This is a genomic window from Rhodococcus cercidiphylli (assembly GCF_033042225.1).
Lineage (GTDB): Bacteria > Actinomycetota > Actinomycetes > Mycobacteriales > Mycobacteriaceae > Rhodococcoides.
On the sequence record NZ_JAWLKE010000002.1, the window covers coordinates 399,403 to 422,029 of the forward strand.

A 22,627-nucleotide genomic window follows, 5' to 3' on the forward strand; every position below is an offset into this window, starting at 1 on the left:
CAGTTGCGAATAGGTGCGTTGACGAGAAACTCGAATCGGCGCGAGTGAACACTCTCGCCTCGCACTCGATGAACCGATGCATCCCACGCACTTGACTCGACCGATGTTAGCGCTCACACTGTGTTGCACACGTCACAGCAAGTGGCACCGCGAAGGAGTTTTGCATGCCGGTTGACCAGTACACGGTAGGTGTCGATTTCGGCACCCTGTCCGGACGCGCCGTCGTCGTTCGCGTGTCCGACGGTGCCGAAATTGCCTCGGCAGTCCACGATTACCGACACGCGGTGCTCGAGGAGACGCTGCCCGGCGGCACGGTTCGGTTGCCCGACGCGTGGGCACTGCAGGTGCCCGACGACTATCGCGACGTCCTGCGCCGCGCGGTGCCTGCCGCTCTGGCCGCCGCGGGCATCGAACCCGACCAGGTCGTCGGCATCGGTACCGACTTCACCGCGTGCACCATGGTGCCCACCTACGCCGACGGCACTCCGCTGTGTGAGGATCCGCGCTTCGCCGATCGGCCGCACTCGTACGTGAAATTGTGGAAACACCATGCAGCACAGGGGCAGGCGGACCGCATCAACGATCTGGCAGAGCAGCGCGGTGAGAGTTGGCTCCCTCGCTACGGCGGACTGATCTCCTCGGAATGGGAATTCGCCAAGGCGCTGCAGATCCATGAGGAAGACGCCGAGATCTACGACGCGATGGACCGATGGGTCGAAGCGGCCGATTGGATCGTCTGGCAACTCTGCGGACATTACGTGCGCAATGCGTGCACTGCCGGATACAAGGGGATCTATCAGGACGGGCACTACCCGTCCGCGGACTTTCTCAGAGAGTTGGCACCGGGCTTCGGTTCCTTCGTCGCCGACAAACTCGATCAGCCCCTGGGCGAGTTGGGTTCTCGCGCAGGTACGTTGACCGCTGAGGCCGCGCGATGGACCGGGCTGCCCGAGGGCATCGCCGTCGCTGTCGGCAACGTCGACGCGCACGTGACGGCCCCCGCGGCCGGAGCGGTGGAACCGGGCCGGATGGTCGCCATCATGGGAACCTCGACGTGCCACGTGATGAGCTCGACCGTCCTCAAGGAAGTTCCCGGAATGTGCGGGGTGGTGGACGGTGGAATCGTCGCCGGATCCTTCGGCTACGAGGCAGGACAGAGCGGCGTCGGCGACATCTTCGGATGGTTCACACGGACCTCGGTTCCCGCGTCGTACAGCGAGGCGGCGGAAGCGGCGGGTGAGTCGGTACACGAGCACCTGACGCGTCTCGCGCAGACGCAGGACGTGGGTGAGCACGGGCTCGTCGCGCTCGACTGGCACAGCGGAAACCGATCGGTCCTGGTCGATCACGAACTCTCCGGGTTGGTCATCGGAACCACGCTGGCGACGCGGCCCGAGGACACCTACCGCGCGCTGCTCGAAGCAACGGCGTTCGGAACTCGCGTCATCGTGGAGACGTTCCGCGACAGCGGCGTTCCGGTCGAGGAGTTCGTGGTAGCGGGAGGGTTGGCACGCAACCCGCTCCTGATGCAGATATACGCCGATGTGTTGCGAATGCCGTTGTCGGTCATCGCTTCTGCACAGGGACCGGCACTGGGATCGGCCATCCATGCCGCGGTTGCAGCCGGGTGCTACCCCGATGTACCCGTCGCGGCGAAATCGATGGGCAAGGTACGTCGGGCCGCATTCGTACCCGACGAATCACGCTCGGCGGCCTACGATTCCCTGTTCGAGATCTATCTGGAGTTACACGATCGATTCGGCCGAGACGTGCCGACCATGCGCCGGCTGCGGGCGCTTCGACGTGACGCACTGACTCGAAAGGGGGACGCGTCATGACGGTCGTCGACGATGTGCGCGAGGTCATCGAGGAGATCCGTCGCGACGTATGCACCCTGCACGCCGAGCTGGTGCGGTACGGGCTGGTCGTGTGGACGGCAGGCAACGTCTCGGCGAGGGTCCCCGGTCGGGACCTGATGGTCATCAAGCCCAGTGGCGTGTCCTACGACGACCTGACGCCCGGCAACATGGTGGTGTGCGATCTGCACGGCAGGGTGCTCGAGGGTGACCATGCACCGTCCTCGGACACCGAGGCCCAGGCCTATGTCTACCGGCACCTCGAACACATCGGCGGTGTGGTGCACACACATTCGCCGTACGCGGTGGCGTGGGCGGCTCGCGGAGAACCCATCCCTGTGGTCACCACCATGTGCGCGGACGAGTTCGGCGGAGACATTCCGGTCGGCCCCTTCGCCGTGATCGGCGACGACTCGATCGGACGCGGCATCGTCGACACCCTCGCCGACAGTCGATCTCCGGCGATCCTCATGCAGAACCACGGTGTCTTCGCGGTCGGCCCGTCCGCCCGATCTGCGGTGAAAGCCGCGGTGATGTGCGAGGACGTCGCGAGGTCGGTGCACCTGGCATATCAATTGGGACAACCTCTTCCCATTCCGAGCTCGAAGGTCGACGCACTGTACGACCGCTATCAGAACGTCTACGGCCAGCGCTGACCGGCGCGTCCGATCTTCTCTCCACGGAGGTACCCCCATGTCCGAAATATGGTTTCTCACCGGCAGCCAAAGCCTCTACGGCCCCGAGACTCTCGAGCAGGTAGCCGTCCAGTCTCGCGAGATCGCAGGCAAACTCGATGCGGCACTGCCCGTCTCGGTGGTCTGGAAGCCGGTGCTACTCGACGCGTCGTCGATCCTGCGCTGCATGCGCGAGGCGAACGCCGCCGACGAATGTGTGGGCGTCGTGACCTGGATGCACACCTTCTCCCCCGCCAAGATGTGGATTGCCGGCCTCGACGCGTTGGATGTCCCGCTGCTGCACCTACACACGCAGGCCGGAATGTCGTTGCCGTGGTCGACGATCGACATGGAGTTCATGAATCTCAATCAGGCCGCCCACGGGGACCGCGAATTCGGACACGTCGAATCCAGGGTGGGTGTTCTGCGCACGATCGTGGCAGGTCACGTCGACAACCCCGCGGTGATCGAGCGTGCGGAGCAGTGGGTGCGAGCAGCTCTCGGCCGCGCGGAGTTGAGGTCACTGTGCCTGGCACGTTTCGGCGACAACATGCGCGACGTCGCAGTGACGGAGGGCGACAAGGTCGAAGCCCAACTGCGATTCGGAGTCTCCGTCAACACGTACGGCGTCAACGATCTGGTCGAGGTCGTGGACGGCGTGAGCGAATCGGCCGTGTCCGACCTGATCGACGAATACCGGTCGTCGTACGACATCGCACCGAGTCTCGACAAGGGCGGTGACCGCCACGACTCGCTCCGCTACGGTGCCCGGGTCGAGGCCGGGCTGCGGAAGTTCCTCACCGACGGTGGATTCAAGGCCTTCACCACGAACTTCGAGGATCTCGGTGGGCTTCGCCAGTTGCCAGGACTCGCGGTGCAGCGCCTGATGGCCGACGGGTACGGGTTCGGCGGTGAGGGCGACTGGAAGACCTCGATGTTGTTGCGCGCCATGAAGGTGATGGCCGAGGGACTCGACGGTGGAACGTCGTTCATGGAGGACTACACCTACAACCTCGTCCCGGGGGCCGAGAAGATCCTGGGCGCACACATGCTCGAAGTATGCCCGTCGATCACGACCTCGCGGCCTACGCTCGAGATCCATCCGCTCTCCATCGGCGGCCGCGAAGACCCGGTGCGCCTGCGCTTCACCGCCGATCCCGGCCACGGTGTCGTCGTCGGACTCTCGGACGTCGGTGAACGATTTCGATTGACGGCCAACGTGATCGACGTCGTCGAGCCCGACGAGGCGCTACCGAATCTGCCGGTGGCCTGCGCTGTGTGGGAGCCGCAGCCCTCGCTGTCGGTATCGGCCGAGTCGTGGCTGACCGCAGGGGCACCCCACCACACGGTTCTCAGTACCGCGATCGGCCTGCCTGTGCTGGAGGCATTCTCGGACATGATCGGCGTCGAGCTGCTCACCATCGACTCCGCAACCACCACACGTCAATTCCAACAGACACTGCGATGGAACGCGGCATACCACCGACTCGCGGCGAAGTTGTGAGGTCGTTGCTCCGGCCGCCGGCTCACCCGTGACGTCTTCGGTATTCCTGTTCGGCTCCGGGGTGGAGGGGGATGCTTCCGGTCATGACCAATGACCGCGCGTCGAGAAATTGGCTGCCGATCGCCTGACCGGGCACCAGCGCGGACGACTGATCGAGAAGCACACTCACCAGTGCAGCGACCACGCGGTCCGGCACGTCAGGATGTGCCAGCAGAAGATTCGGAATACCGACGGTGGTGACCTCCGGATGCTCGCCGTACACGTTCGGCGGCACCGGCACCGCCTCGTACGCGGTACCGAACTCGCGTCTGAGATCAGTGACGACGGTGCCCAGATCGAGTAGACGAATCGCGGCTCGGGGCTGGGCAAATGCCGGAGTCGGCAACCCGCCCGCCCACATCACGGCGTCGATTTCGTTGCCCGTCAGTGCATCTGCTGCCGAGCTCATCGACAGCTGAACCTGATCGACAGCACCGCCTTCGGCCACACCCGCTGCGCGGAGGACTCGCTGCGACACTTCGGTGGCACCGGATCCCGGGGCACCGATGCTCACCTTTCTCCCTCGCAGACCGTCCATGGACTCGATATCGGAGTCCGCTCGTACAGCCACTTGGAAGTAGTTCTCGTAGACGCACCCGACCGCCGCCAGCTCTCCGCTCGGATGGCTGTAGGCGGCGTCCATGAGCGTCAGGGCCAGCTCGGCCTGCCGTGAACCCAACGCCTCGAGGTTGTCGACGGAGCCGGCCGTCGTGAGTGGAAAGACCTCGGCGACATCGGTTTTCGCGGCAGCGTCGGACAGCAATCCGGCGAACTCCCAGAAGAACCCGCCGACCTCGCCTGCCGCGAGGCGCAGCTGCATCGGCGGGTCCGAGGCGCAGCCACCCACGACGGCAGCGCTCAGGGCCAGCAGACCGGCCTGCAGCGCCGTTCTACGTGAGAACGACGCTGCGGGCTCGGCCATGCCAGTCACTGTAAGGCGTAGCCGGTCACTGGAACGCTCGGCCCTGCTCTCGGTCGAGCACGGTCTCGGACTTGTTGCGCAGTACGAAGATGTACACCAGCAGCGAGATGGCGATCACGACCGTCACGTACAGAATGAACCAACCCACGTGCCCACCGTTCTTCGCGGCTTGATAGATCAGTGGTGCCGTGCCGCCGAAGGCCGAGTTGGCGAGTGCGTACCCCAAGCCGACGCCGAGTGCGCGGACGTGCGAGGGGAACAGCTCCGCTTTGACGATCGCATTGATCGAGGTGTATCCGGTGAGGATGACGTAGCCGACGCACACCAGTGCAAGTGACTGGACCACCGACGTCGCCGTCGGAAGGTACGTGATGAGTACGTAGGTGTACAGCACGCCTCCGATGCCGAAGAAGACGAGCAGCGGCTTGCGACCCACCTTGTCGCTGATCATTCCGCCGATGGGCTGCAGCAGCATGAGGAAGACCAGACCGGCGAGGTTGATCCAGGTACCGGTCATCCCCCGGTCCTCGTATGCGGTCTTGACCATCGAGGGTGCATTGACGCTGTAGGTGTAGAACGCGATGGTGCCACCGGCCGTCACCATGAAGCAGATCAGCAACGCCCGCCAGTGATTGGCGACCAATTCCTTCAGGGAGCCGGAGGCTTTGTCCGCACCGCTGCGCACTGCGTCGAGTTGATCCTCGGTCAAGGATTCGTCCATGCTGCGACGCAGCCAGAAGACCACCACTGCGGCCACTCCGCCGATGAAGAAAGCTATGCGCCAACCGAAGTCCTCGATCTGCTCGCGCTCGAGGAACACCTGCATCAGCAGCAGAGTCACCTGTGCGAGCACGTGCCCACCGACGAGGGTGACGTACTGGAACGAAGAGAAGAATCCCCGACGCTCGCGGGTGGCGGCCTCGGACATGTACGTCGCCGACGCACCGTACTCACCGCCGGTGGCGAAGCCCTGAACGAGACGGCACAGGATCAGGATCACGGCGGCCCATACGCCGATGCTCTCCCGTCCCGGAGTGAGCGCGATGACCAGCGAGCACGCGGCCATCATCGAGACGCTGAACGTCAGCGCAGCCCTGCGCCCGTTGCGGTCCGCGTAGCGGCCGAAGAACCACGACCCGACCGGGCGCATCAAGAACGTGACCGCAAAGATCCCGTACACGTAGATGGTGGAATTCTTGTCGGCGGAGTCGAAGAACTGATTCTCGAAATACGTCGCGAAGACGGTGTAGACGTACACGTCGTACCACTCGACCAGGTTGCCGGACGAACCCCGCAACGTGTTGAAGACGGCACGGCGAGTGGCAGCGCGCGAGGAGACAGGTGGACTCGGGAGCGTCGAACCGGTGATCGAGGTGGCCTCGTTGGCCATGGTTTGGTCCTTCCACATTCAGCGGGCAATTGGGCTGCCGGGCAACGATCGGCAACCGAAGCCTCCCTACTGTGACGGCAAACACAGCCTGGAACCAAGCCGTTTCGGATTTCCTAACACTCCCTTAGGAAACGGCCCTCGGAAGCCGCAGCTCGATCCGAAGCCCCACTGGTCGACCCGCCATGACTCGAAGTGATCCACCGGCTCGCTCGGTCAGGGCGTGGACGATCGACAGACCGAGACCGGTACCGTCGCCGTGCGCACCCGACGCTCGATAGAACCGGTCGACGACCTTGGCGAGCTCCTCTGCGGGCACACCGGGTCCGTTGTCGGACAACCACATCGTGACGTCCGCGTCTCCGGTTCGGTAGCCGACCTCGATGCCGGCACCGGCGCCGGCGTACTTGGTTGCATTGCTCAGCAGAGCGTCGAGAATTCGAGTCAGGTCGTCCTCGGACATCGCAACACAACACTCCGTGTCGGCTTCCGGCTCCGAGACGTGCACGGTCATGTCGGCCACGGCTATCGAGGCCGACCAGAATCCGACTCGATCGGCGACGACCGCACCGAGGTCACACCCTGGGGATCGAGTGGTCGTCGGGGTCTCGGCAGCGGCGAGGACGAGCAGGTCTTCCACAACGGAGCTCAGACGATCGACCTCGAGCGTGGTCCGCAGGTGCGCATCGGTTGCCGAATCCGGAACCCGCATTCCCAGAACGTCCATCCGAATTCGCAACGCTGCCAGTGGGTTCCGGAGAGCATGGGCGGTGTCGGCCACCAATCGGCGTTGCGCAGCGGTGGCGGCCTCGACGTCGTCGGCCATTGCCTCGAAGGCACTGGACAGCTCACGCACCTCCGGTGGCCCGACATAGGGCACCGGTTCGAGTCGTTGCGAACCTTCGATCGACGCCTGATCGTGGAACTTGTCGCCGAACGAGTGGACTCGCGAGGACAGTGCGGTGAGCGGACGAACGACCCAGCGCGACAACGCAACAGCGATCACCGCGACCGTTGCGAGAATCAGCATGGCACCGAGGGCGATGACCGCCCAGGTGATCGCGACGTCCCTACGCGCAGAATCGGTGGACGCCTCGAGAACCACTGCGCCGTCCACTTGGGTGCCCCCACCGACCGGTGCGGCAATCAACACCGAGGAATCCGACCACGGCGTCAGACTCGACGGTAGGTCACCACGCTGATTGCGCAACGCTCCTGCCACCGCCTGCTGGACGTCGTCGCGCTGCAGGTCCAGGCCGGACACCGCGCGTGCCTCTCCGGTGCGGTCGACGACCGCAACGCCCTCCTCGTACAGATTGTTATAGCGCTGCACCGATTCTCGGATACGGGCCACGCCGGATTCGTCTTCTCGTGAGCTGAGTTCGGCAAAGAACGATGCTGCCGCGGCCCTGTTCTCGCCGAACCGTTGGGCCCGTTCGCGACCGACCAGGAGCGCGAGAGGAACCGACAGCGCAAGCACGACGACGGTGGAGTAGATCATCAACACCAACAGGACACGCCGTCGCACGTCAGGTGTCCCAGCGGTAGCCGAAGCCGCGGATGGTGACGATGGCACCCGGGCGATCGAGCTTGGAACGCAATGCAGTCATGTGCACATCCAGCGTCCGCGAGATCGCTACGTACGCATCGCCCCAGATGGCGTCCATCAACTGTTCCCGGCTCACCGCTTCGCCGCGACGCGTCACGAGATGCGCCAACAGGTCGAACTCCTTGGTAGTCAGTGCAACAGCGCGTCCACCGACTTCCACGGCACGACCGGAGAGATCGACGACGACGTCCCCGAGCGTCAGCCTGTCCGCCGCGGGTCCCGACGCCGAACTTCGACGATGTGCGGCCACCTCGAGTCTCGCGTGTAGTTCACCCAATCGAGCCGGCTTGACTACGTAGTCGTCTGCGCCGCCGCGAAGGGCCCGTACCACCGAGCGCTCGTCGTCCCGCGCCGTCAGCACCACCACCGGAACCGAACTCAGCGTCCTGAGCTTCCGCAGAACCTCGAGGCCGTCCATGTCGGGCAGCCCGAGATCGAGCAGCACGACGTCCATGTCGTGGTAGCCGAGCAGGGCGTCGGCACCGCGGCGCATACGGACAGGCGTGTGCCCCACCTCGGTCAACGCGTCCACCAACGCGTCGCCGAGTCCGTCGTCGTCTTCCACCACAGCTATTCGCATCGAACTCAAGATAGGCCACCATCGGGGTTGGACGCGGGCATGAGTGTTCACGGTCGGGTGTCATGCGCGGGATGCCGCCGATGGGCGACGGTAGTGAACGCTCAGGTGCGGCCCGTGTGAGCACCGAACCCGTCAGGCAGGGGTGCTCGCGCGAAGGCCCGGTGCCAGTGCGATATCGATGACTTGCTCGAGTGTCAGTACGTCATTGGCGTTCACATCGATTCGGGTGCCATCGGGCGCATGCGCAACAACGCGGTGTGTGTCGGTCCGGTCCACTGTGTCGAGAACGGTGCCGTCTTCTCGCATTGAACGCTCCTTCACGAAGCCGGCGAAGCACGGACCGGCGGCTTCGTCGGACAGTCCGACGGTGACTGTCAGCATGCCGGTCCGGTTGCCGACGGTGACGGTTCCGAGCGCGTCGGCCTCTCCGTTCGGCGACTGCCGTACCGCGACCGCGTCGAAGCCGAAGGTCGGTGCGAACGGTTCGGGTTCGACGGTCGCTCCGGTGGGTAGTGCCGCGATCAGGGCATCGGTCATCGCTTGTGCTTTGGCCTCGAACCTCCACGGCACCTCGGAAATGTCGGCGTCACCCTCGCTGACAAATTCGTAGTTCACTCGCACCAAGTCCTCTGGCTGAACGACCTCCTCGCAACCCGGAATGACCACTGGGTCAGGCTGCGGTTCGTGCAGCAGACCGGCGACAGCTGTGCCGGCAGCAACGATCCCGACGATCACCGCAACCGTCGACCACACCGAGCCCTGTGCGCCTGTCGAATTCATGCAGTCCTTGCCTTCTCGGGATGGGTTGTGTCGTCATTCTGGCATCTCGGGGGTGTAGTTCTGGGCGCAGCGGGGCACACCCATGATGTACATCCATCGGCGACCTGTCGCCCCGACTCCGTGGAGATTTCATGACGATGCCGACCGACGCAAGCGATGCAGTCCCCTCGCAGGGCAGCAACGACGGCCCCCGAGAGCACACCCCCGAGACGGACGCCGTCGAAGGCGCGCACGTGGACGAGGAAAACGTGCCACACCCTCCCGAGAACGGAAACGCACAGAACTGAATCGGGGCTCGACGGCGCGATCGCGCACCCGGCCGTCGAAAACGTCGGCTTCATTGTGGCCTGACCACGTTTCGGTGCTGATTCCTAGGTAATTCGCCGGCCGGCTTGCCCGAGTTCGATTGGTGAACAACGAGTTCGCGCAAACGCACGCGCATTCGTCAGACGCGCGCGAGTTCGTCCACTATTTCGCGAGCATCCGGCGAACGCGCGCGCGTTTGCGGCGGCACTGATGAACGCCGCAGTCGATGTTCGGCGCAGCGGGGATGATGTTCCGGACGCGTTCGCCCCGCAGCCACAGTGAACCGCAGAGGTTTGCCACCGCAGAAGTCACCGGCACGCCCCGGTCAGTAAGGTCTAAGGATGACTGTGCGAGCAGGTGTGGTGGTCACGGGAACCGAGGTTCTGGCCGGTCGGGTCACCGACCGGAACGGCCCGTGGGTGGCTCAACGACTTCTGGAGATGGGCGTAGACGTTGCCCATATCACCGTGTGCGGTGATCGCCCGGACGATCTGACTGCGCAGGTGCGGTTTCTGGCCGATCAACGCGTCGACTTGATCGTCACCACCGGTGGTTTGGGTCCGACCGCGGACGACCTCACCGTACCGACCGTCGCCGCGTTGTACGGCCGCGAATTGGCGCTGGATGCCGAGCTCGAAGATCGCATCCACGCGATCGCGCAACGGTGGCGAAGCCGCATGAGTTCTGCAGCCGACTCCGAGCCGCTACGGGCCGGTATTCGGAAGCAGGCGATGGTTCCCCAAGGCGCGCAGTCCATTTCACCGACCGGAACCGCACCCGGGGTCGCGATACCGGCCGACGAGTCCAGGTCACTGCCCGCCGTCCTCATTCTGCCCGGCCCACCTCGCGAACTGCAGGCGATGTGGCCGGAGGCCCTCGACAGCGCACCCGTCGCCGAGGTCCTCGCCCGCCGCACACAGATGCGCCAGGACACGATTCGCGGCTACCGACTGTCCGAGGCCGACCTCGCCGAAACGCTGCGAACGGCAGAGCGCGAGATCACGAAATTCGACGATCTCGAGATCACCACCTGTCTGAGTCTCGGCGAGCTCGAAATGGTGACCCGCTACGCCGAATCGGCGAGACCTGCGTACATGGAACTCGAACGTCTTGTCGGAAAAATGCATGGTGCACGAGTCTTTTCGACCGACGGGTCCACCATCGACGACATCGTCGCGCACCGTCTGTCCGGGCATCGGATCGCCACGGCAGAATCGTGCACCGGAGGGATGATCACCGCACGCCTGACCGACCGCGCAGGATCGTCGGCGTACGTCATCGGCGCGGTGGTGTCCTACGCCAACGAGGCGAAAACGGGACTGCTCGACGTCCCTGCCGAGGTCATCGACCAGCACGGAGCGGTCAGCGAGCCAGTGGCCGCGCTGATGGCCGAAGGCGCACTGAGTCGACTGAACGTCGACATCGCGGTATCGACCAGCGGCGTCGCGGGCCCGGGTGGTGGCACCGAGGCCAAACCGGTCGGGACCGTCTGCTTCGCTATCGCCGTCACGGGCCGACCTACCGTCACCCACACCCTTCATCTTCCCGGAGACCGGGCAAGTGTCCGCGCGCTGTCGACCACCGCGGCAATGCATCTGCTCGCCGACGCGTTGAAGACTCACTGAAGGTCTTGCCGACAGCGCAGGAGGGACCCGAACATGTCGTCACCGACGGACAACTCTGAGCAGCATTCACAACCACCTGTGGACGGGCAGCCAACGGGTCGCCGACTTGCCGTCGAAAAAGTCCGTTTCATGAGCATCGTCGGCGCATCGACTGCGCTGCTGTTGTCGGCCGTCACCTACATGTGGGCCTTTGCAAAGGGTGTGGACTTCGTCCGTCTGCTCGTCGTCGAGGGCCTCTCCTCCGACAAAGCGCTGGTCAAACTGTTCGAAAGTATCGACTCCATCCTGATCGCGACCGTGCTTCTCATCGTCGGATTCGGTCTGTGGGAATTGTTCGTCCACGACCTCGACCTGCCACCTTCACTGACAACCACCTCGTTCGGTCAGTTGAAGAGGCAGACCGCAGGAACGCTGCTGCTGGTACTCGTCGTGCGATTCCTCGAAGTGTCCATCACCAGGCCGGAACCTGATGAGCTCATCGCACAGAGTGTTTCCACCGCGTTGGTCGGCGGTCTACTGATCGTGTTCGCAACCTGGCATCGCAGTCCGTGAGTCATCGTCGCTATCGGCCTGTGCATGCTGGTATGGCTGTCGTCGATTCCATTCCCCGCGATGCTGAGCCGGGTGGCAGGAGTGCTGGCGAGCGCCTCGCTGTACATCTACCTGACCCATTTCCAGATCTACCTGCCGATACGCGACGACCACCCATGGTCGGCATTTGCCCTGTCGATTCTTGTCGGAATTCTGTACTGGAAGGCGGTCGAATTCGTGCTGTCCCTCCGTAGTCGAATCATGCCGCGATCGAGGGCAGTCCGTTCCGACATCGTCGCACCGTCCGACTTGTCAGACTCCCGACCGCGGGAGGACAATTTGCCACCATGGCATTGATCTCGAAGGGCTTCGTGGGCCGTCGACGCGGCGACGACGGGCGTACTCCCCCCGGTCAGTACCTGACCAAGGATTTTCCCGTCCTCGCGATCGGGCCTGCGCCCGTGGTCGCGACCGACACGTGGTCGTTCTCGATCACCACCGAACGCGGCGAGACTCGCAGCTGGACCTGGGGCGAATTCGCAGATCTTCCGCACGAGACTCCGACCGTCGACATCCACTGCGTCACCAAGTGGTCAAAGCTCGACACCACCTGGAAAGGCGTGAGCCTGGACGTTCTGCTGGACGGTCTCGATACCGATGCCGGCTACGTCGTGGTGCACGGCTTCGACGGCTACACCACCAATCTTCCCCTCGAGGACCTCAGGGATGGGAAGGCCTGGCTGGTCACCGAGTTCGACGGCGCTCCCCTGACTCGCGAACACGGCGGTCCGGCAAGGCTTCTGGTCCCGCATCTGTATTTCTGGAAATCGGCGAAGTGGATCTCACGCATCGAGCTCACCGTGGAGAACGAACAGGGCTTCTGGGAGCGCGGCGGGTACCACGACTACGGAGATCCGTGGCGCGAGCAGCGATACCAGGGCGACTGACGTGACATCGGCGGCCGGGGCGAAACCTTGGCTCGTTGCCACGGTGGCGACCGTGCGGCGTGAGACACCCACCGCGTCCACCCTCGTTCTCGACGTCGACGGGTGGCCCGGCCATCTTGCCGGGCAGCACGTGGACGTCAAGCTCACCGCCGAGGACGGCTACAGCGCACAGCGAAGCTACTCCCTGGCGTCGGCACCCGACGGAACGTCGCGCATCGAGATCACGGTGCAGAACGTCGCGGACGGCGAGGTATCGCCGTACCTGGTCGAGGCCGTCGAGGTCGGCGATCGCATCGAGATCCGCGGGCCGGTGGGTCGATGGTTCGTCTGGCGGCCGTCCCGGCCCTCCGAGACCCCGTCTCCGCCGATCCTGTTGGTGGGCGGCGGTTCCGGCATCGTCCCGCTCCGCGCGATGGTTCGTGCGCAGGCGTCCGCGAACGGCGGTCGGGTGCCGTTCCGGGTGCTGTACTCCGTGCGCGAACCGGCGGAGGTCTACTTCGCGGACGAATGGGCTCGTCCGCCGGCCGGCGTGGACGTCACCATGATCCACACGCGGCGTGCTCCTGCCGGCAACGCACGGCCCCTCGGCCGCATCACGGTCGAGGACCTCGACGCGCACGGATGGCCGGCGGAGTTCGAGCCGCGTTGCTACATCTGCGGCCCCACGAGTTTCGTGGACACCGTGGCCGACATGCTGGTGGAGCGGGGCCACTCGGCAGCGAACATCCGAACGGAGCGTTTCGGACCGAGCTGAGCAGCAGCGGATCAGACGATGTCGCCGAGGAACTCGATCTTGAGTCGGGTGTAGTCGTCGGTCCATTCCGAATCCACCGACATGAACGAATGGTCCAGTCTCGCCTCGTTCTTGCTGTATAGATTCAGGCGGTTGTCGACGCCCACTCGATCCAGCGCAGCGCTCAGTTCGGCTGCCTGGTCGGGGAAGGTACCGGTGTTGCCGTCGGAGATGAAACTCGGTGGAAAGTCGGCCGTGACATTGTCGATGACGTTCGCCTGCGCCAGCAACGCTCGGTCGGTGGTATCGAGGTAGCTTCGGGCGGCGATGTCGAAGAAGAAACCGTTCGACGGGCTCGGTGATTGCGGTGCGCCCGCTCTACCGACATCGAGGGCAGCACTCTCGAATACCAAGGCCTTCACAGCACTTCGATCGATGGTGGGCTCGATACCCAGCGCCCGCGCGTAATCGGAATCGGTCTGCACGGCAGCGTAGTTGCCCACGATGTGGCCACCCGCACTGGTTCCGGCGAGGACGACGCGACTCATGTCGAGTCCGTACCCGTCCGCGTTCGTTTCCAGAAACTGCACGGCCTGGCCCAGTTGGATTGTCTGCGTGGGAAATCGGTAGCTCGGCGCGAACGCGTAGTTTACCGACACCACGTTGTAGCCCGCGTCGAGCATGGGGCCGGCCCACGACGCACCGCCGGAATCTGCGCTGGGAGCACCATCGGTTTTGTCCCCGACAATCCAACCACCACCGTGAATCGCGACGTACGTGGGCCGGCTGACCGATGGATCGTCGTCGGCGATGTAGATGTCGAGGAACGAATTCGGAAGCGTCGAGCCGTATTCGATGTCGTTGGTGAGGCGTGCTCCGTCGACCACCGCCGTCGCCGTCTGCGTGTCGGGCTCGAAGGAATTGCTCTGCCCCAACGCATGAAGCGATCGAATCAGTGGTGCCGGACTGGCCGCAGTGCCGACGACCACGACGGAAATCACCAATGCAATCGCTGCAACGAAGCCGGCCGGGACGGCGGTGGCCACCCCACGAGCGGAGGCCTTCGAACGGCCTGCCCATGCCGACGCGAGCAGATAGAAGCCGAGCGCTATCGACGCAGCCAAGGCCGTAACCCACAGTGCGTGGATATCCGTCACCAACCATGCCACCTGAGTCACGACGGTGACGGACCCGAGCGAAGCCCCCACGCCTACACGCTTTCTGGCATCGGACAAGAAGAGACATGTCGCGACCACTGCCACGGCGATGACCCACAATCCCACCGCAAGCTGCTGACGGATGAGGACGAACTCGAGCCACGCGAGTACGACGCCGGCGCCGCCGGTCACCGCGAGCGCAGTCGTCATCGCTCTCGTACGGTGCCCTGCTCCGACTTCGGTGTCTGCCTGCACCATCACTGCGCAGAAGTGTGACGTTGCCTGTGCAGTTCGCGAACGGCGTCGCTGAACTCGGCGACCGGTCCGTCCACCGCGATGCCGGGCACGATCTGCTCGATGGGCGACGGCGTGATCGCGAGTGGTGCAGCACCGAATTCTTCGAGCCACGTGAGCAATTGAGCCGTCGACGTGGCGTAGACGATGCGGCCGAGTCCGACTATGCCGTGGCTCGCAGAGCACATCACACAATGCTCACCGGAGGTGTAGACCGTAGAGGATCGACGCTGATCGGCGTCCAGGTTGGTCGCAGCCCACCGAGACAGTGCGATCTCGGGGTGCTGGGTGGGATCGTTCAGGTCGCCGACCCTGTTTCTGTCCTCGGCCAACAGCTCGCCGCTGTCCGACACCAGAATCGAGCCGAACGGATCGTTGCCCGTTCGCGCCGCCTCTGCCGCCAAATCCACAGCCCGGGCCAGAAAAGCACGGTCGCTCGAAGAGATGCTCACAGTGCACCGACGATCGAAGTGTTCACGTCTCGACCGTACCGCCTCGAAAATCCCGCCTGCCGGACCGGTAATTCGACACCGATCCTCGGTATGGTCGGCGGGTGAGCTTCTCGGTACGGCCGGCCACGTCGTTCGCGGATCTGCGGACGATTCTCGGCCCGAAGAACCCGACGTCCTCGGTCTGTTGGTGTCTGAGTCATCGAATCGATTCCGCGACCAACAGAGCGCTCGTCGGCCCGGAACGCGCCGCATACGTCGAGAAGCTGACCCGTCGAAAAGTCGCACCGGGCGTATTGGCCTACGACGGGGACGAGGTGGTCGGCTGGGCTGCAGTGGCACCGCGCGCGGAGCTGCCGTTCGCGCGCTCGAACAAGATCCCGCACATCGACGATCTACCGGTGTGGACGGCCTGGTGCTTCCGCGTCAAGGCCGGACACCGCAAGCGCGGGATCGCACACGTGTTGTTGGACGGTGCCGTTCGCTTCGCGGCCGATCACGGTGCTCCGGCGATCGAGGGCTATCCGGTGGACAACAAGGGTGCAAAGGTCGATCTGACGATGGCCTACGTCGGCACCCGCGGACTGTTCGAGTCGGCAGGCTTCGAATTCGCAGCCGAGACGACATCGGTATCGGGCGGAATCCCGCGAGTAATCATGCGAAAAGACCTGCGCACGTGACGTCCGACTCCTGACCCGAGAGGTGCCTGATGCCGATGTAGTGGGAGAACACGCGAATCACGACCTTCACACGTCAGTCTCCGAACAGTGAACTCAGTGCCGGTGCGACGTCGCGGTAGGTCTTGATGGTCCGTATACGACCGTGCCCTGTTCGCGCGAGATCCCGTCCGAGGTCGACGTCATGTTCACCCGACGTGTCCAGTAGTACGTCGAGGCGCGCGATCCTGGCTGCGGTCGGGCGTGGATCGGGACCGGCGTTGTGGACGCAGTCCGAGAGCAGAAGAACCCGTGGGTCGGGAGCGGACGCCCTACGCGCTAGCCCGGCCGCGGTCTCGAGCGCGAACTGCACGTTGGTCAATCCCCGCGCCGGAATGCGGAGAACGGTGTCGAGAATATTCAATGGGGTCCGCGAGTCGCCGAATCGACTGAGTACGGCCGCGTCGGACCAGAAGGCGACGACGGCGAGGTTGTCTCGGTTCATCTCACCGGCCAGAGCGCCGACGGTCGCGGCCGCAGTGCGCACCCGTTCGCCCTTCATCGACCCGGAGATGTCGACCACCAGGACGATGGATCGCTTGGTGTGCAAGCGTTCTCGGACGACGATGTCATCGTCTTCCGGTATCGGATTGGCCGCCAACACATCGAGCATGCGGTCCAGGTCGATCTCGTCACTGCCGCCTCGATAGCGCAGAGACGTCAACTCCCCGACGCCACGCCGTGCGCGTGTGTCGATGCGTGGACGCCGAACTGCCAGACGAGCCGCGATCTTTCGGGCGCGGGCCCGAGTCGCGGCGTCGGCAGTCGACTCGCTTTCGGTCGCGTCGGTCAGCGGAATCACTTCGGCCGATTCCTCGGTGAATCCGGGTGCCGACGGATTGTTCTCGCCGGAAGCCTTACCCGGCTTGCTGCGGCCCTGAGCGATCAGTACCGCACCGCTTCCGCCGCCGGGACGAAACAGCGACGGTGACTCCGTCAGCTGTTTCGGTTTGCGGCGCAACGGCTTCAGAGTTCCTGCCGGCTTACGGGTCCCCGGCCGTGTGATCGGAGATTCGGCCTCGACGGCTCTTCAACCAGGTGCCGCCGCAGCGGGACGCAGCACGAAATGGTCCTGCCATATCGTGTGCAAGACCATTTCTGCTGGTGCGTCGGATGTCTCGTCGATGTGAATGCGCCCGGACAGGGCAACGTACATCGCGTCGAGCATGACCTGCTGGTAGTCCTCGGGCAGGCCTCTCGGTGGATCGATGTCGGTGACGAGCGGAATCGCCACCTCCCGCAGATCTGCCAGTTGCTGTGCGACGAGGGTCAGATCGATTGCCCCGCGCACACTGCTGCCCTGGGTGATGTCCTCGTGCTCACGCGTCAACCGAGTGACGGCCACGGCGTCGGCGATCAGTCGCGCGGAGTCGGATTCGCTACGGAGACCCACGATGCCGCGTTCCGCTTCGGCATCCTGGTAGCCGATGGCAAGACGACACAGACGGTCGTGGACGCTGGTCGACAGGCGGGTCGTACCGACGTTGTCGTAGGGATTCATCGATGCCACTACGCGGAACGTCGGTAACGCGTGCACAGTGCCGACGCGCGGGACGACGATGCGTCGTTCTGCCATCGCGGTGAGCAGCGTGTTCAGGGTGTCCTCGGGTGCGCGATTGAACTCTTCGATGTAGAGGAAACCGCCGGTGCGCATTGCGTCGATCAGCGGTCCCGCTACGAAGTTGTCCTCGCTGTAGTCCTCGCGAAGAACCCGAGCCGGGTTGTGGTGCCCGACAATTCGGGCCGGTGTCAGATCGGCGTTGCCCTCGACGAAGAACAGCGGAATGGACCACTCGGAGGTGATCGCGCCGAGCAGCGTGCTCTTGCTGGTGCCAGGCGGGCCCTCGAGGAGCAGGTCCCGCCCGGCCGCGACCGCTGCCAACAGGAGGTCGAGTTCACGGTCTCGACCCACGAGGTGCGCAGCAATCCGCCGGCGCACCTCACCGATCGACGCGGTAGCAGTCATTTGACCGTGTACCCCGCATCGACAGGAAGCGTTGCACCCGTGATGTATCGCGCATCGTCGGAGACCAGGAACGCTATCGCGTTGGAGATGTCGATTGCCTCGATCCACGGCACCGGCAGCGTGTTCGTGGTCTGGAAGATCGGTGCCGACTTCTCTCGCGACGGGTTCGGATCGTCGGGAGCGAACAACCCCCACGTCTTGGGATTCTGAATCATGACGGTGTCCACACCGGTCGGATGAACGGTGTTGACGCGAATACTGTGCTGTCCGAATTCGTTTGCGAGAGTGCGCATGATGCCGACGACGCCGTGCTTGGTCGCGGTGTAGTGCACCGTGTTCGGTGTGCCCTTGAGGCCCGCCGTCGAACTCGTCAGCACGATGGAACCACCGCGACCGCCGGCGATCAGATGCGGCAGAGCAACTTTGCACGTGTTCCAGACGCCCGTGAGGTTGATGTCGATCATGTTCTGCCATGCGTCGTCGGTGATATCGAGTGCCGGCGCGATCTCGAACACTCCCGCATTGCCCAGGACGATGTCGAGGCGACCGAGCTCTGCGACGCCGTCGTCGACGGCCTTTCTCAGCGCGGCCGAATCACGCACGTCGGCCTTGGTGGCGACGATTCGTCGGTCGAGCGCTTCGACCTGCTTCACCGTTTCCGCCAGATCCGCTTCGGTCGACGGCGGATACATCTCGATGGTGTCGACCGGTCCGCACAGGTCTACAGCGATGATGTCCGCGCCCTCCTGCGCGAGACGTATTGCGTGACTTCGCCCCTGACTGCGAGCAGCCCCGGTGATGAATGCGACTTTGCCTTCCAGCTTGCCCATGTCCGTCTCCTACTTGGCCAGGAAGCCGGCGTCGACGGGCAAGGTGACGCCGGTGACGTACCGCGCATCGTCGGACACCAGCCACGCGATGGCGTTGCTGATATCGATCGCTTCGAGCATCGGCACCGGTAGCAAATTGCCGAGCATGGCTGTGGCGTCGGGGTTTTCGGTGAGGAACTTCTGCATGACGTCGTTGACGACCATCGGCGTGTTCACCCCGGTCGGGTGCACGGTGTTGACGCGTATGGAGTACTGCGCAAGCCAATTGGTGAACGTGCGCATCAACCCCACGACCGCGTGCTTACTGGCCGCGTAGCCGTCTCCGGCACCGGATCCGTTACCGCCCGCACCGGACAGGCCCTGAGTCGAGCTGGTCAACACGATCGACCCGCCCTGGCCCTTGGCGATCATGCTCGGAACCCCGGCCTGAACGGTGTTCCACACACCGAAGAGGTTGACCTCCACCACATCACGGAAGGTCTTCACTTCGTCGGGGTTTTCGGCACCCTGGGGTGCTATTCCGGCATTCGCCAGAATGATGTCGATGGGGCCGAGTTCGGCTACCGCCGAGTCCACTGCCGCTTTCATCGCGTCGTAATCGCGGACATCGGCTTCCGTGGCGACGATGCGCCGATCGAACGCCTCGACTTCTTTCACGGTCTGTGCGAGATCTTCCGATGTGGCCATCGGATAGGCGACCGTATCGATCTGTGCACAGATGTCGACCGCGATGATGTCGGCACCTTCTTGCGCGAGCCGGAGAGCGTGGCTACGCCCCTGTCCGCGTGCGGCACCGGTGATGAAGGCTACTTTTCCGTCGAGCTTTCCCATGATCGAACTTCCTTGATCGTCGGATGAAAACGGTACGAGCGCAGAACGGTTCGCCGAATGGCCGGGTACGCTCGGGCGGTATGTCCGGTTTCGAGGACATGATTCGACGCTATATGACACCCAGTGCAGATGTGGCCGAATTACTTGAATCGTTGTTGATTTACGTTCCGTGGACGCGAGAACAGGACGACCGATTCAGACGTGCACACGCAGTGAAGTATCGAGGTGAATTGCGCGCCGAACCCTCACGAACTCTGTCGCCGCTACAGGTCGTCGCCGTGCTCGAGCGCCTCGCGGATTCGGCCGAGCAGCGCAGTGGCGTCACGGAGGGTGCGTTGCTCGGCCGGCGTCAGGTCGTCGAGGATATTCACGAGAAGCCCCTCTGCCGCAATGTCGTAGATGCGCAATTGCTCTCGAGCAAGATCGGTGAGGCCGACGCGCATGCTTCGAGCATCCGAGTCGTCGGGTCGGCGAGCGACGAGCCCGTCCGATTCCATCGTTCGGACGAGGTTGCTGATCGTGGGGCGAGCCAACCCCAGCTGACGTCCGAGCACTGTGGGGCCCTCCCACTTGTCCGGAAAGAGTCGCCGCAGGATCTCGATCTGCGCGTCGGGCAGGGCTTTGAGCCCCGCGCGCGAGCGGGAGGCGTTGAGTAGCACGCGCCGGAAGGGGCCAATCTCCTCGCTGAGATGGCGGGCGATATCGGCGAGACCGGGCGCGCTGTCGGAATCGTCCACCGCGCCAGACTACTCAGCCTCAATTTAGGTTTGCAACAAACGCATTTCTGGGTGATCATGGAGTCATGAGCATTCACACCAGCGTTGCCGACCCCACTCCCGAACAAGCCCTGGACTCGATCATCGGCCATCGGTTCATCTACACCTACGCCAACGGGTGGCAGTACGAGATGTACGTCAAGAACGCCACCACCATCGACTACCGGATCCACACCGGAATGGTCGGCGGTCGCTGGGTCAAGGGACAAGAAGTCGATCTCGTCGGACTCGGTCGCGGCGTCTACAAGATCTCGTGGAACGAGCCCACCGGCACGAGCGTCGTCGTCAACGTCGTTCCCGAAGACCGCGTTCTGCACGGCACCATCTTCTTCCCGCACTGGGTGGAACTCGACGGGTCCAAAACCGTCCTGTTCCAGAACGACCACCTCGACGAGATGCGTCAGTTCCGCGATCAGGGTCCCACCTATCCGATCTACGTCGTGCCCGAGTTCGCGCACATCACCTTGTTCGAGTACGTCGGTATCGACGACGACACCGTCATCGACACCGCGCCCGCTGACTTACCGGCCGGCTTCGCCGACCGAAGCAACTGAGATGGACCTCCAGAACCCCGGCATGGCCACGCTCACACTTCCCCATCGTGGGCAGGTGATCCGCGGCAACGAGTACCGACCCGAGAACTCCGACAGAACAGCGCCGTCCGTTCTGATCGTGCACGGCTTCAGCGACTCGAGCATCGGACCACAGCGCCTCTTCGTCCAGATCGCTCGACGCCTCGTCGAGGCGGGAGCAGTCGTCCGCGCGTACGACCGACTCGGCCAAGGCATCAGCGACGGCGAGTTCGAGGACATCACCCTGCGCGACGAGGTCGAGCAGGTGTCGACCATGATCCGGGAGTTCGCTGCCGATCGATCTGCACCGGTGCACGTTCTCGCCCACAGCCTCGGCGCAGTGGAAGCGGCAATGGCGGTCACGCTCCTGTCCGACCGTGTCGCCAGCCTCACCCTGTGGTCACCTGCAGGCGTTGTCGTCGACGACATCACCGTCAAGCACGAGATCCAGGGCCAGCCCATCGATTCCGTCGCACAGAACGGCGGCTTCGACTTCGGCGGCATGTGGCTCGGACCGGCATTTTTCGACGACATCCGCAATGGCCTCGATATATACGAGGCTGCGGCCGGATACAACGGTCCCGTCGACATCGTCCACGGCACGGCAGACCAGATCGTGCCACTCGAGTACGGACGCCGTTACGCAGAGTTGTTGCCACACGCGACATTCACCGCAGTCACCGGTGCCGACCACACCTGGTCATCGCGTGCGTGGCGAGGCGAACTTCTCACGCGCCTGCTGACGTTCCTGGGGTTACCGGGCGCTGGGTGAGCAAGGCTCCGGCGCGAGTCCGTCGATCACGATTCCGATCGATCCCGAGCCAGGATGCGTTCGAGGTAATCGAGATCCTCGCGGAGCATCGAGATCGCACGTTCGGGCCCCTCGGGTACGAGAGGAGTTCCGCTGTCCTGGACGACGGTCCGCAATGCCATGTCGGCGAGTTGAGTGGCCACACTCCGATCGGCGTCCGGGTCACCGCTCTGATGCCACCAGGCGACCCAGTTGAGCATGCCGATGATGCCGAGTGCTGCTGTGCGCGGGTCGACAGGCCTGAATTCCCCTGCCCTGACGCCATTTTCGACGACCGTCACGAACTCCTTGAGCACGTGCCTGCGACTCTGCTGGTACGTCCGCGAAATCTCCTCGGGCAGATCGGCTTCCGACCTGATGATGAGCTTGAAGCGGTCGGCGGTTTCGGCCTGGTTCAGGGCGATCGCGGTGGCCATCTTGCGCAACTTCTCGGTAGGGCCGAGATCGGATCGCGCATTGATCTCGTGCAGAACTGCGGCCGGGGTCTCGGTGCTCTCGCTGATCAGGCGCGAGAGTAACTCGTCCTTGTTCGCGACATAGTGATACAGCGCCGGGCGGGTCAGACCGGTCGCGTCCGCGATGTCCTGCAGTGTGGTGCTGGCAAAACCCTTATCGGCGAACAATCGCGTGGCCTGGTCGAGAATCTGCTTCTCGACCAGTTCCCGACGCGGATTGCGCGCCGATCCTCGTGGTGAGTCCTCGCGTGTCATGACCGAAGAATAACCGTCGCTC

General features: G+C 64.0%; 25 protein-coding genes. 12 read left to right on the forward strand and 13 right to left on the reverse strand.

From position 1 onward, the window contains the following. Window positions 1–164: 164 nt before the first annotated feature. Genes araB through araA form a run of 3 tightly spaced genes read left to right on the forward strand, consistent with a single transcriptional unit; the run spans window position 165 to window position 4,034 of the window. A complete protein-coding gene (gene araB, locus R3P95_RS05480; RefSeq protein ID WP_317547546.1) occupies window positions 165–1,838 on the forward strand; it encodes a ribulokinase in 1,674 nt (557 codons plus the stop codon). Then, window positions 1,835–2,512 carry an L-ribulose-5-phosphate 4-epimerase gene (locus R3P95_RS05485; protein WP_317547547.1) on the forward strand — a complete coding sequence of 226 codons (678 nt, stop codon included), beginning with the start codon at window positions 1,835–1,837 and terminating at the stop codon, window positions 2,510–2,512. The genes araB and R3P95_RS05485 overlap by 4 nt, the downstream gene beginning before the upstream one ends. A gap of 37 nt (window positions 2,513–2,549) precedes the next feature. Beyond that, a complete protein-coding gene (gene araA / locus R3P95_RS05490) occupies window positions 2,550–4,034 on the forward strand; it encodes an L-arabinose isomerase (RefSeq protein ID WP_317547548.1) in 1,485 nt (494 codons plus the stop codon). Between the two features lie 22 nt (window positions 4,035–4,056). Here araA and R3P95_RS05495 read toward each other — a convergent pair whose 3' ends face one another. From R3P95_RS05495 to R3P95_RS05515, 5 genes are all read right to left on the reverse strand, one after another. After that, complete coding sequence (locus R3P95_RS05495; protein ID WP_149405223.1) at window positions 4,057–4,995, reverse strand: TAXI family TRAP transporter solute-binding subunit; 939 nt, start codon at window positions 4,993–4,995, stop codon at window positions 4,057–4,059. 25 nt (window positions 4,996–5,020) lie between these two features. After that, a complete protein-coding gene (locus tag R3P95_RS05500; RefSeq protein ID WP_300519442.1) occupies window positions 5,021–6,385 on the reverse strand; it encodes an MFS transporter in 1,365 nt (454 codons plus the stop codon). Window positions 6,386–6,509: 124 nt separating this feature from the next. Further along, window positions 6,510–7,910, reverse strand: coding sequence for a sensor histidine kinase (locus R3P95_RS05505; RefSeq protein ID WP_317547549.1), 1,401 nt, complete (start codon window positions 7,908–7,910; stop codon window positions 6,510–6,512). A 1-nt stretch (window position 7,911) separates the two neighbouring features. Continuing rightward, the gene (locus tag R3P95_RS05510) at window positions 7,912–8,571 is read right to left on the reverse strand and encodes a response regulator transcription factor (protein ID WP_094639756.1); all 660 of its coding nucleotides are present in this window, start codon (window positions 8,569–8,571) and stop codon (window positions 7,912–7,914) included. Between the two features lie 132 nt (window positions 8,572–8,703). Further along, window positions 8,704–9,351: a hypothetical protein gene (locus tag R3P95_RS05515; protein WP_317547550.1), complete on the reverse strand. Its 648-nt coding sequence runs from the start codon at window positions 9,349–9,351 to the stop codon at window positions 8,704–8,706. A gap of 131 nt (window positions 9,352–9,482) precedes the next feature. On the opposite strand from R3P95_RS05515, the gene R3P95_RS05520 reads away from it, so the two are divergent. The 6 genes from R3P95_RS05520 to R3P95_RS05545 all read left to right on the forward strand — a co-directional run bounded on the left by R3P95_RS05520 (window position 9,483) and on the right by R3P95_RS05545 (window position 13,514). Beyond that, window positions 9,483–9,638: a hypothetical protein gene (locus tag R3P95_RS05520; RefSeq protein WP_179276423.1), complete on the forward strand. Its 156-nt coding sequence runs from the start codon at window positions 9,483–9,485 to the stop codon at window positions 9,636–9,638. Between the two features lie 360 nt (window positions 9,639–9,998). Continuing rightward, window positions 9,999–11,282, forward strand: coding sequence for a competence/damage-inducible protein A (locus R3P95_RS05525; protein ID WP_317547553.1), 1,284 nt, complete (start codon window positions 9,999–10,001; stop codon window positions 11,280–11,282). Between the two features lie 129 nt (window positions 11,283–11,411). Beyond that, a complete protein-coding gene (locus R3P95_RS05530; RefSeq protein ID WP_317547555.1) occupies window positions 11,412–11,834 on the forward strand; it encodes a YqhA family protein in 423 nt (140 codons plus the stop codon). Window positions 11,835–11,858: 24 nt separating this feature from the next. After that, window positions 11,859–12,170, forward strand: coding sequence for a hypothetical protein (locus R3P95_RS05535; protein WP_317547556.1), 312 nt, complete (start codon window positions 11,859–11,861; stop codon window positions 12,168–12,170). After that, a complete protein-coding gene (locus tag R3P95_RS05540) occupies window positions 12,161–12,760 on the forward strand; it encodes a sulfite oxidase-like oxidoreductase (protein ID WP_317547557.1) in 600 nt (199 codons plus the stop codon). The genes R3P95_RS05535 and R3P95_RS05540 overlap by 10 nt, the downstream gene beginning before the upstream one ends. Before the next feature lies 1 nt (window position 12,761). After that, window positions 12,762–13,514, forward strand: a complete 753-nt coding sequence (locus R3P95_RS05545; RefSeq protein WP_317547559.1) for a ferredoxin reductase — start codon at window positions 12,762–12,764, stop codon at window positions 13,512–13,514. 11 nt (window positions 13,515–13,525) lie between these two features. On the opposite strand, the gene R3P95_RS05550 is transcribed toward R3P95_RS05545, so the two are convergent. Both R3P95_RS05550 and R3P95_RS05555 read right to left on the reverse strand, forming a co-directional pair. Next, on the reverse strand, window positions 13,526–14,860 hold the full coding sequence (locus tag R3P95_RS05550) for an alpha/beta hydrolase (RefSeq protein WP_317547560.1): 1,335 nt from the start codon (window positions 14,858–14,860) through the stop codon (window positions 13,526–13,528). Between the two features lie 47 nt (window positions 14,861–14,907). Further along, window positions 14,908–15,396 carry a nucleoside deaminase gene (locus tag R3P95_RS05555; protein ID WP_317547561.1) on the reverse strand — a complete coding sequence of 163 codons (489 nt, stop codon included), beginning with the start codon at window positions 15,394–15,396 and terminating at the stop codon, window positions 14,908–14,910. A 101-nt stretch (window positions 15,397–15,497) separates the two neighbouring features. Between R3P95_RS05555 and R3P95_RS05560 the strand changes: the two genes are divergently transcribed. Then, window positions 15,498–16,073 carry a GNAT family N-acetyltransferase gene (locus tag R3P95_RS05560; RefSeq protein WP_317547562.1) on the forward strand — a complete coding sequence of 192 codons (576 nt, stop codon included), beginning with the start codon at window positions 15,498–15,500 and terminating at the stop codon, window positions 16,071–16,073. 73 nt (window positions 16,074–16,146) lie between these two features. On the opposite strand, the gene R3P95_RS05565 is transcribed toward R3P95_RS05560, so the two are convergent. The 5 genes from R3P95_RS05565 to R3P95_RS05585 all read right to left on the reverse strand — a co-directional run bounded on the left by R3P95_RS05565 (window position 16,147) and on the right by R3P95_RS05585 (window position 20,473). Continuing rightward, complete coding sequence (locus R3P95_RS05565) at window positions 16,147–17,070, reverse strand: vWA domain-containing protein (protein WP_317547563.1); 924 nt, start codon at window positions 17,068–17,070, stop codon at window positions 16,147–16,149. Between the two features lie 69 nt (window positions 17,071–17,139). Further along, the gene (locus tag R3P95_RS05570; protein WP_149405211.1) at window positions 17,140–18,075 is read right to left on the reverse strand and encodes an AAA family ATPase; all 936 of its coding nucleotides are present in this window, start codon (window positions 18,073–18,075) and stop codon (window positions 17,140–17,142) included. After that, entirely contained in the window at window positions 18,072–18,905 is an 834-nt protein-coding gene (locus tag R3P95_RS05575) for a mycofactocin-coupled SDR family oxidoreductase (protein ID WP_317547564.1), read from the reverse strand. The genes R3P95_RS05570 and R3P95_RS05575 overlap by 4 nt, the downstream gene beginning before the upstream one ends. A gap of 9 nt (window positions 18,906–18,914) precedes the next feature. Then, window positions 18,915–19,736: a mycofactocin-coupled SDR family oxidoreductase gene (locus R3P95_RS05580; protein ID WP_317547565.1), complete on the reverse strand. Its 822-nt coding sequence runs from the start codon at window positions 19,734–19,736 to the stop codon at window positions 18,915–18,917. A gap of 263 nt (window positions 19,737–19,999) precedes the next feature. Beyond that, window positions 20,000–20,473 (reverse strand): MarR family winged helix-turn-helix transcriptional regulator, encoded by a 474-nt coding sequence (locus R3P95_RS05585; protein ID WP_149405209.1) that lies wholly within the window; start codon window positions 20,471–20,473, stop codon window positions 20,000–20,002. A 65-nt stretch (window positions 20,474–20,538) separates the two neighbouring features. Here R3P95_RS05585 and R3P95_RS05590 point away from each other — a divergent pair, with 65 nt between their 5' ends. Together R3P95_RS05590 and R3P95_RS05595 are read left to right on the forward strand one after the other, a co-directional pair. After that, window positions 20,539–21,066: a phenolic acid decarboxylase gene (locus R3P95_RS05590; RefSeq protein ID WP_149405208.1), complete on the forward strand. Its 528-nt coding sequence runs from the start codon at window positions 20,539–20,541 to the stop codon at window positions 21,064–21,066. 1 nt (window position 21,067) lies between these two features. Beyond that, window positions 21,068–21,856 (forward strand): alpha/beta hydrolase, encoded by a 789-nt coding sequence (locus tag R3P95_RS05595; RefSeq protein ID WP_317547567.1) that lies wholly within the window; start codon window positions 21,068–21,070, stop codon window positions 21,854–21,856. A gap of 26 nt (window positions 21,857–21,882) precedes the next feature. On the opposite strand, the gene R3P95_RS05600 is transcribed toward R3P95_RS05595, so the two are convergent. After that, entirely contained in the window at window positions 21,883–22,605 is a 723-nt protein-coding gene (locus R3P95_RS05600; protein WP_317547569.1) for a TetR/AcrR family transcriptional regulator, read from the reverse strand. Between the last annotated feature and the right edge of the window lie 22 nt (window positions 22,606–22,627).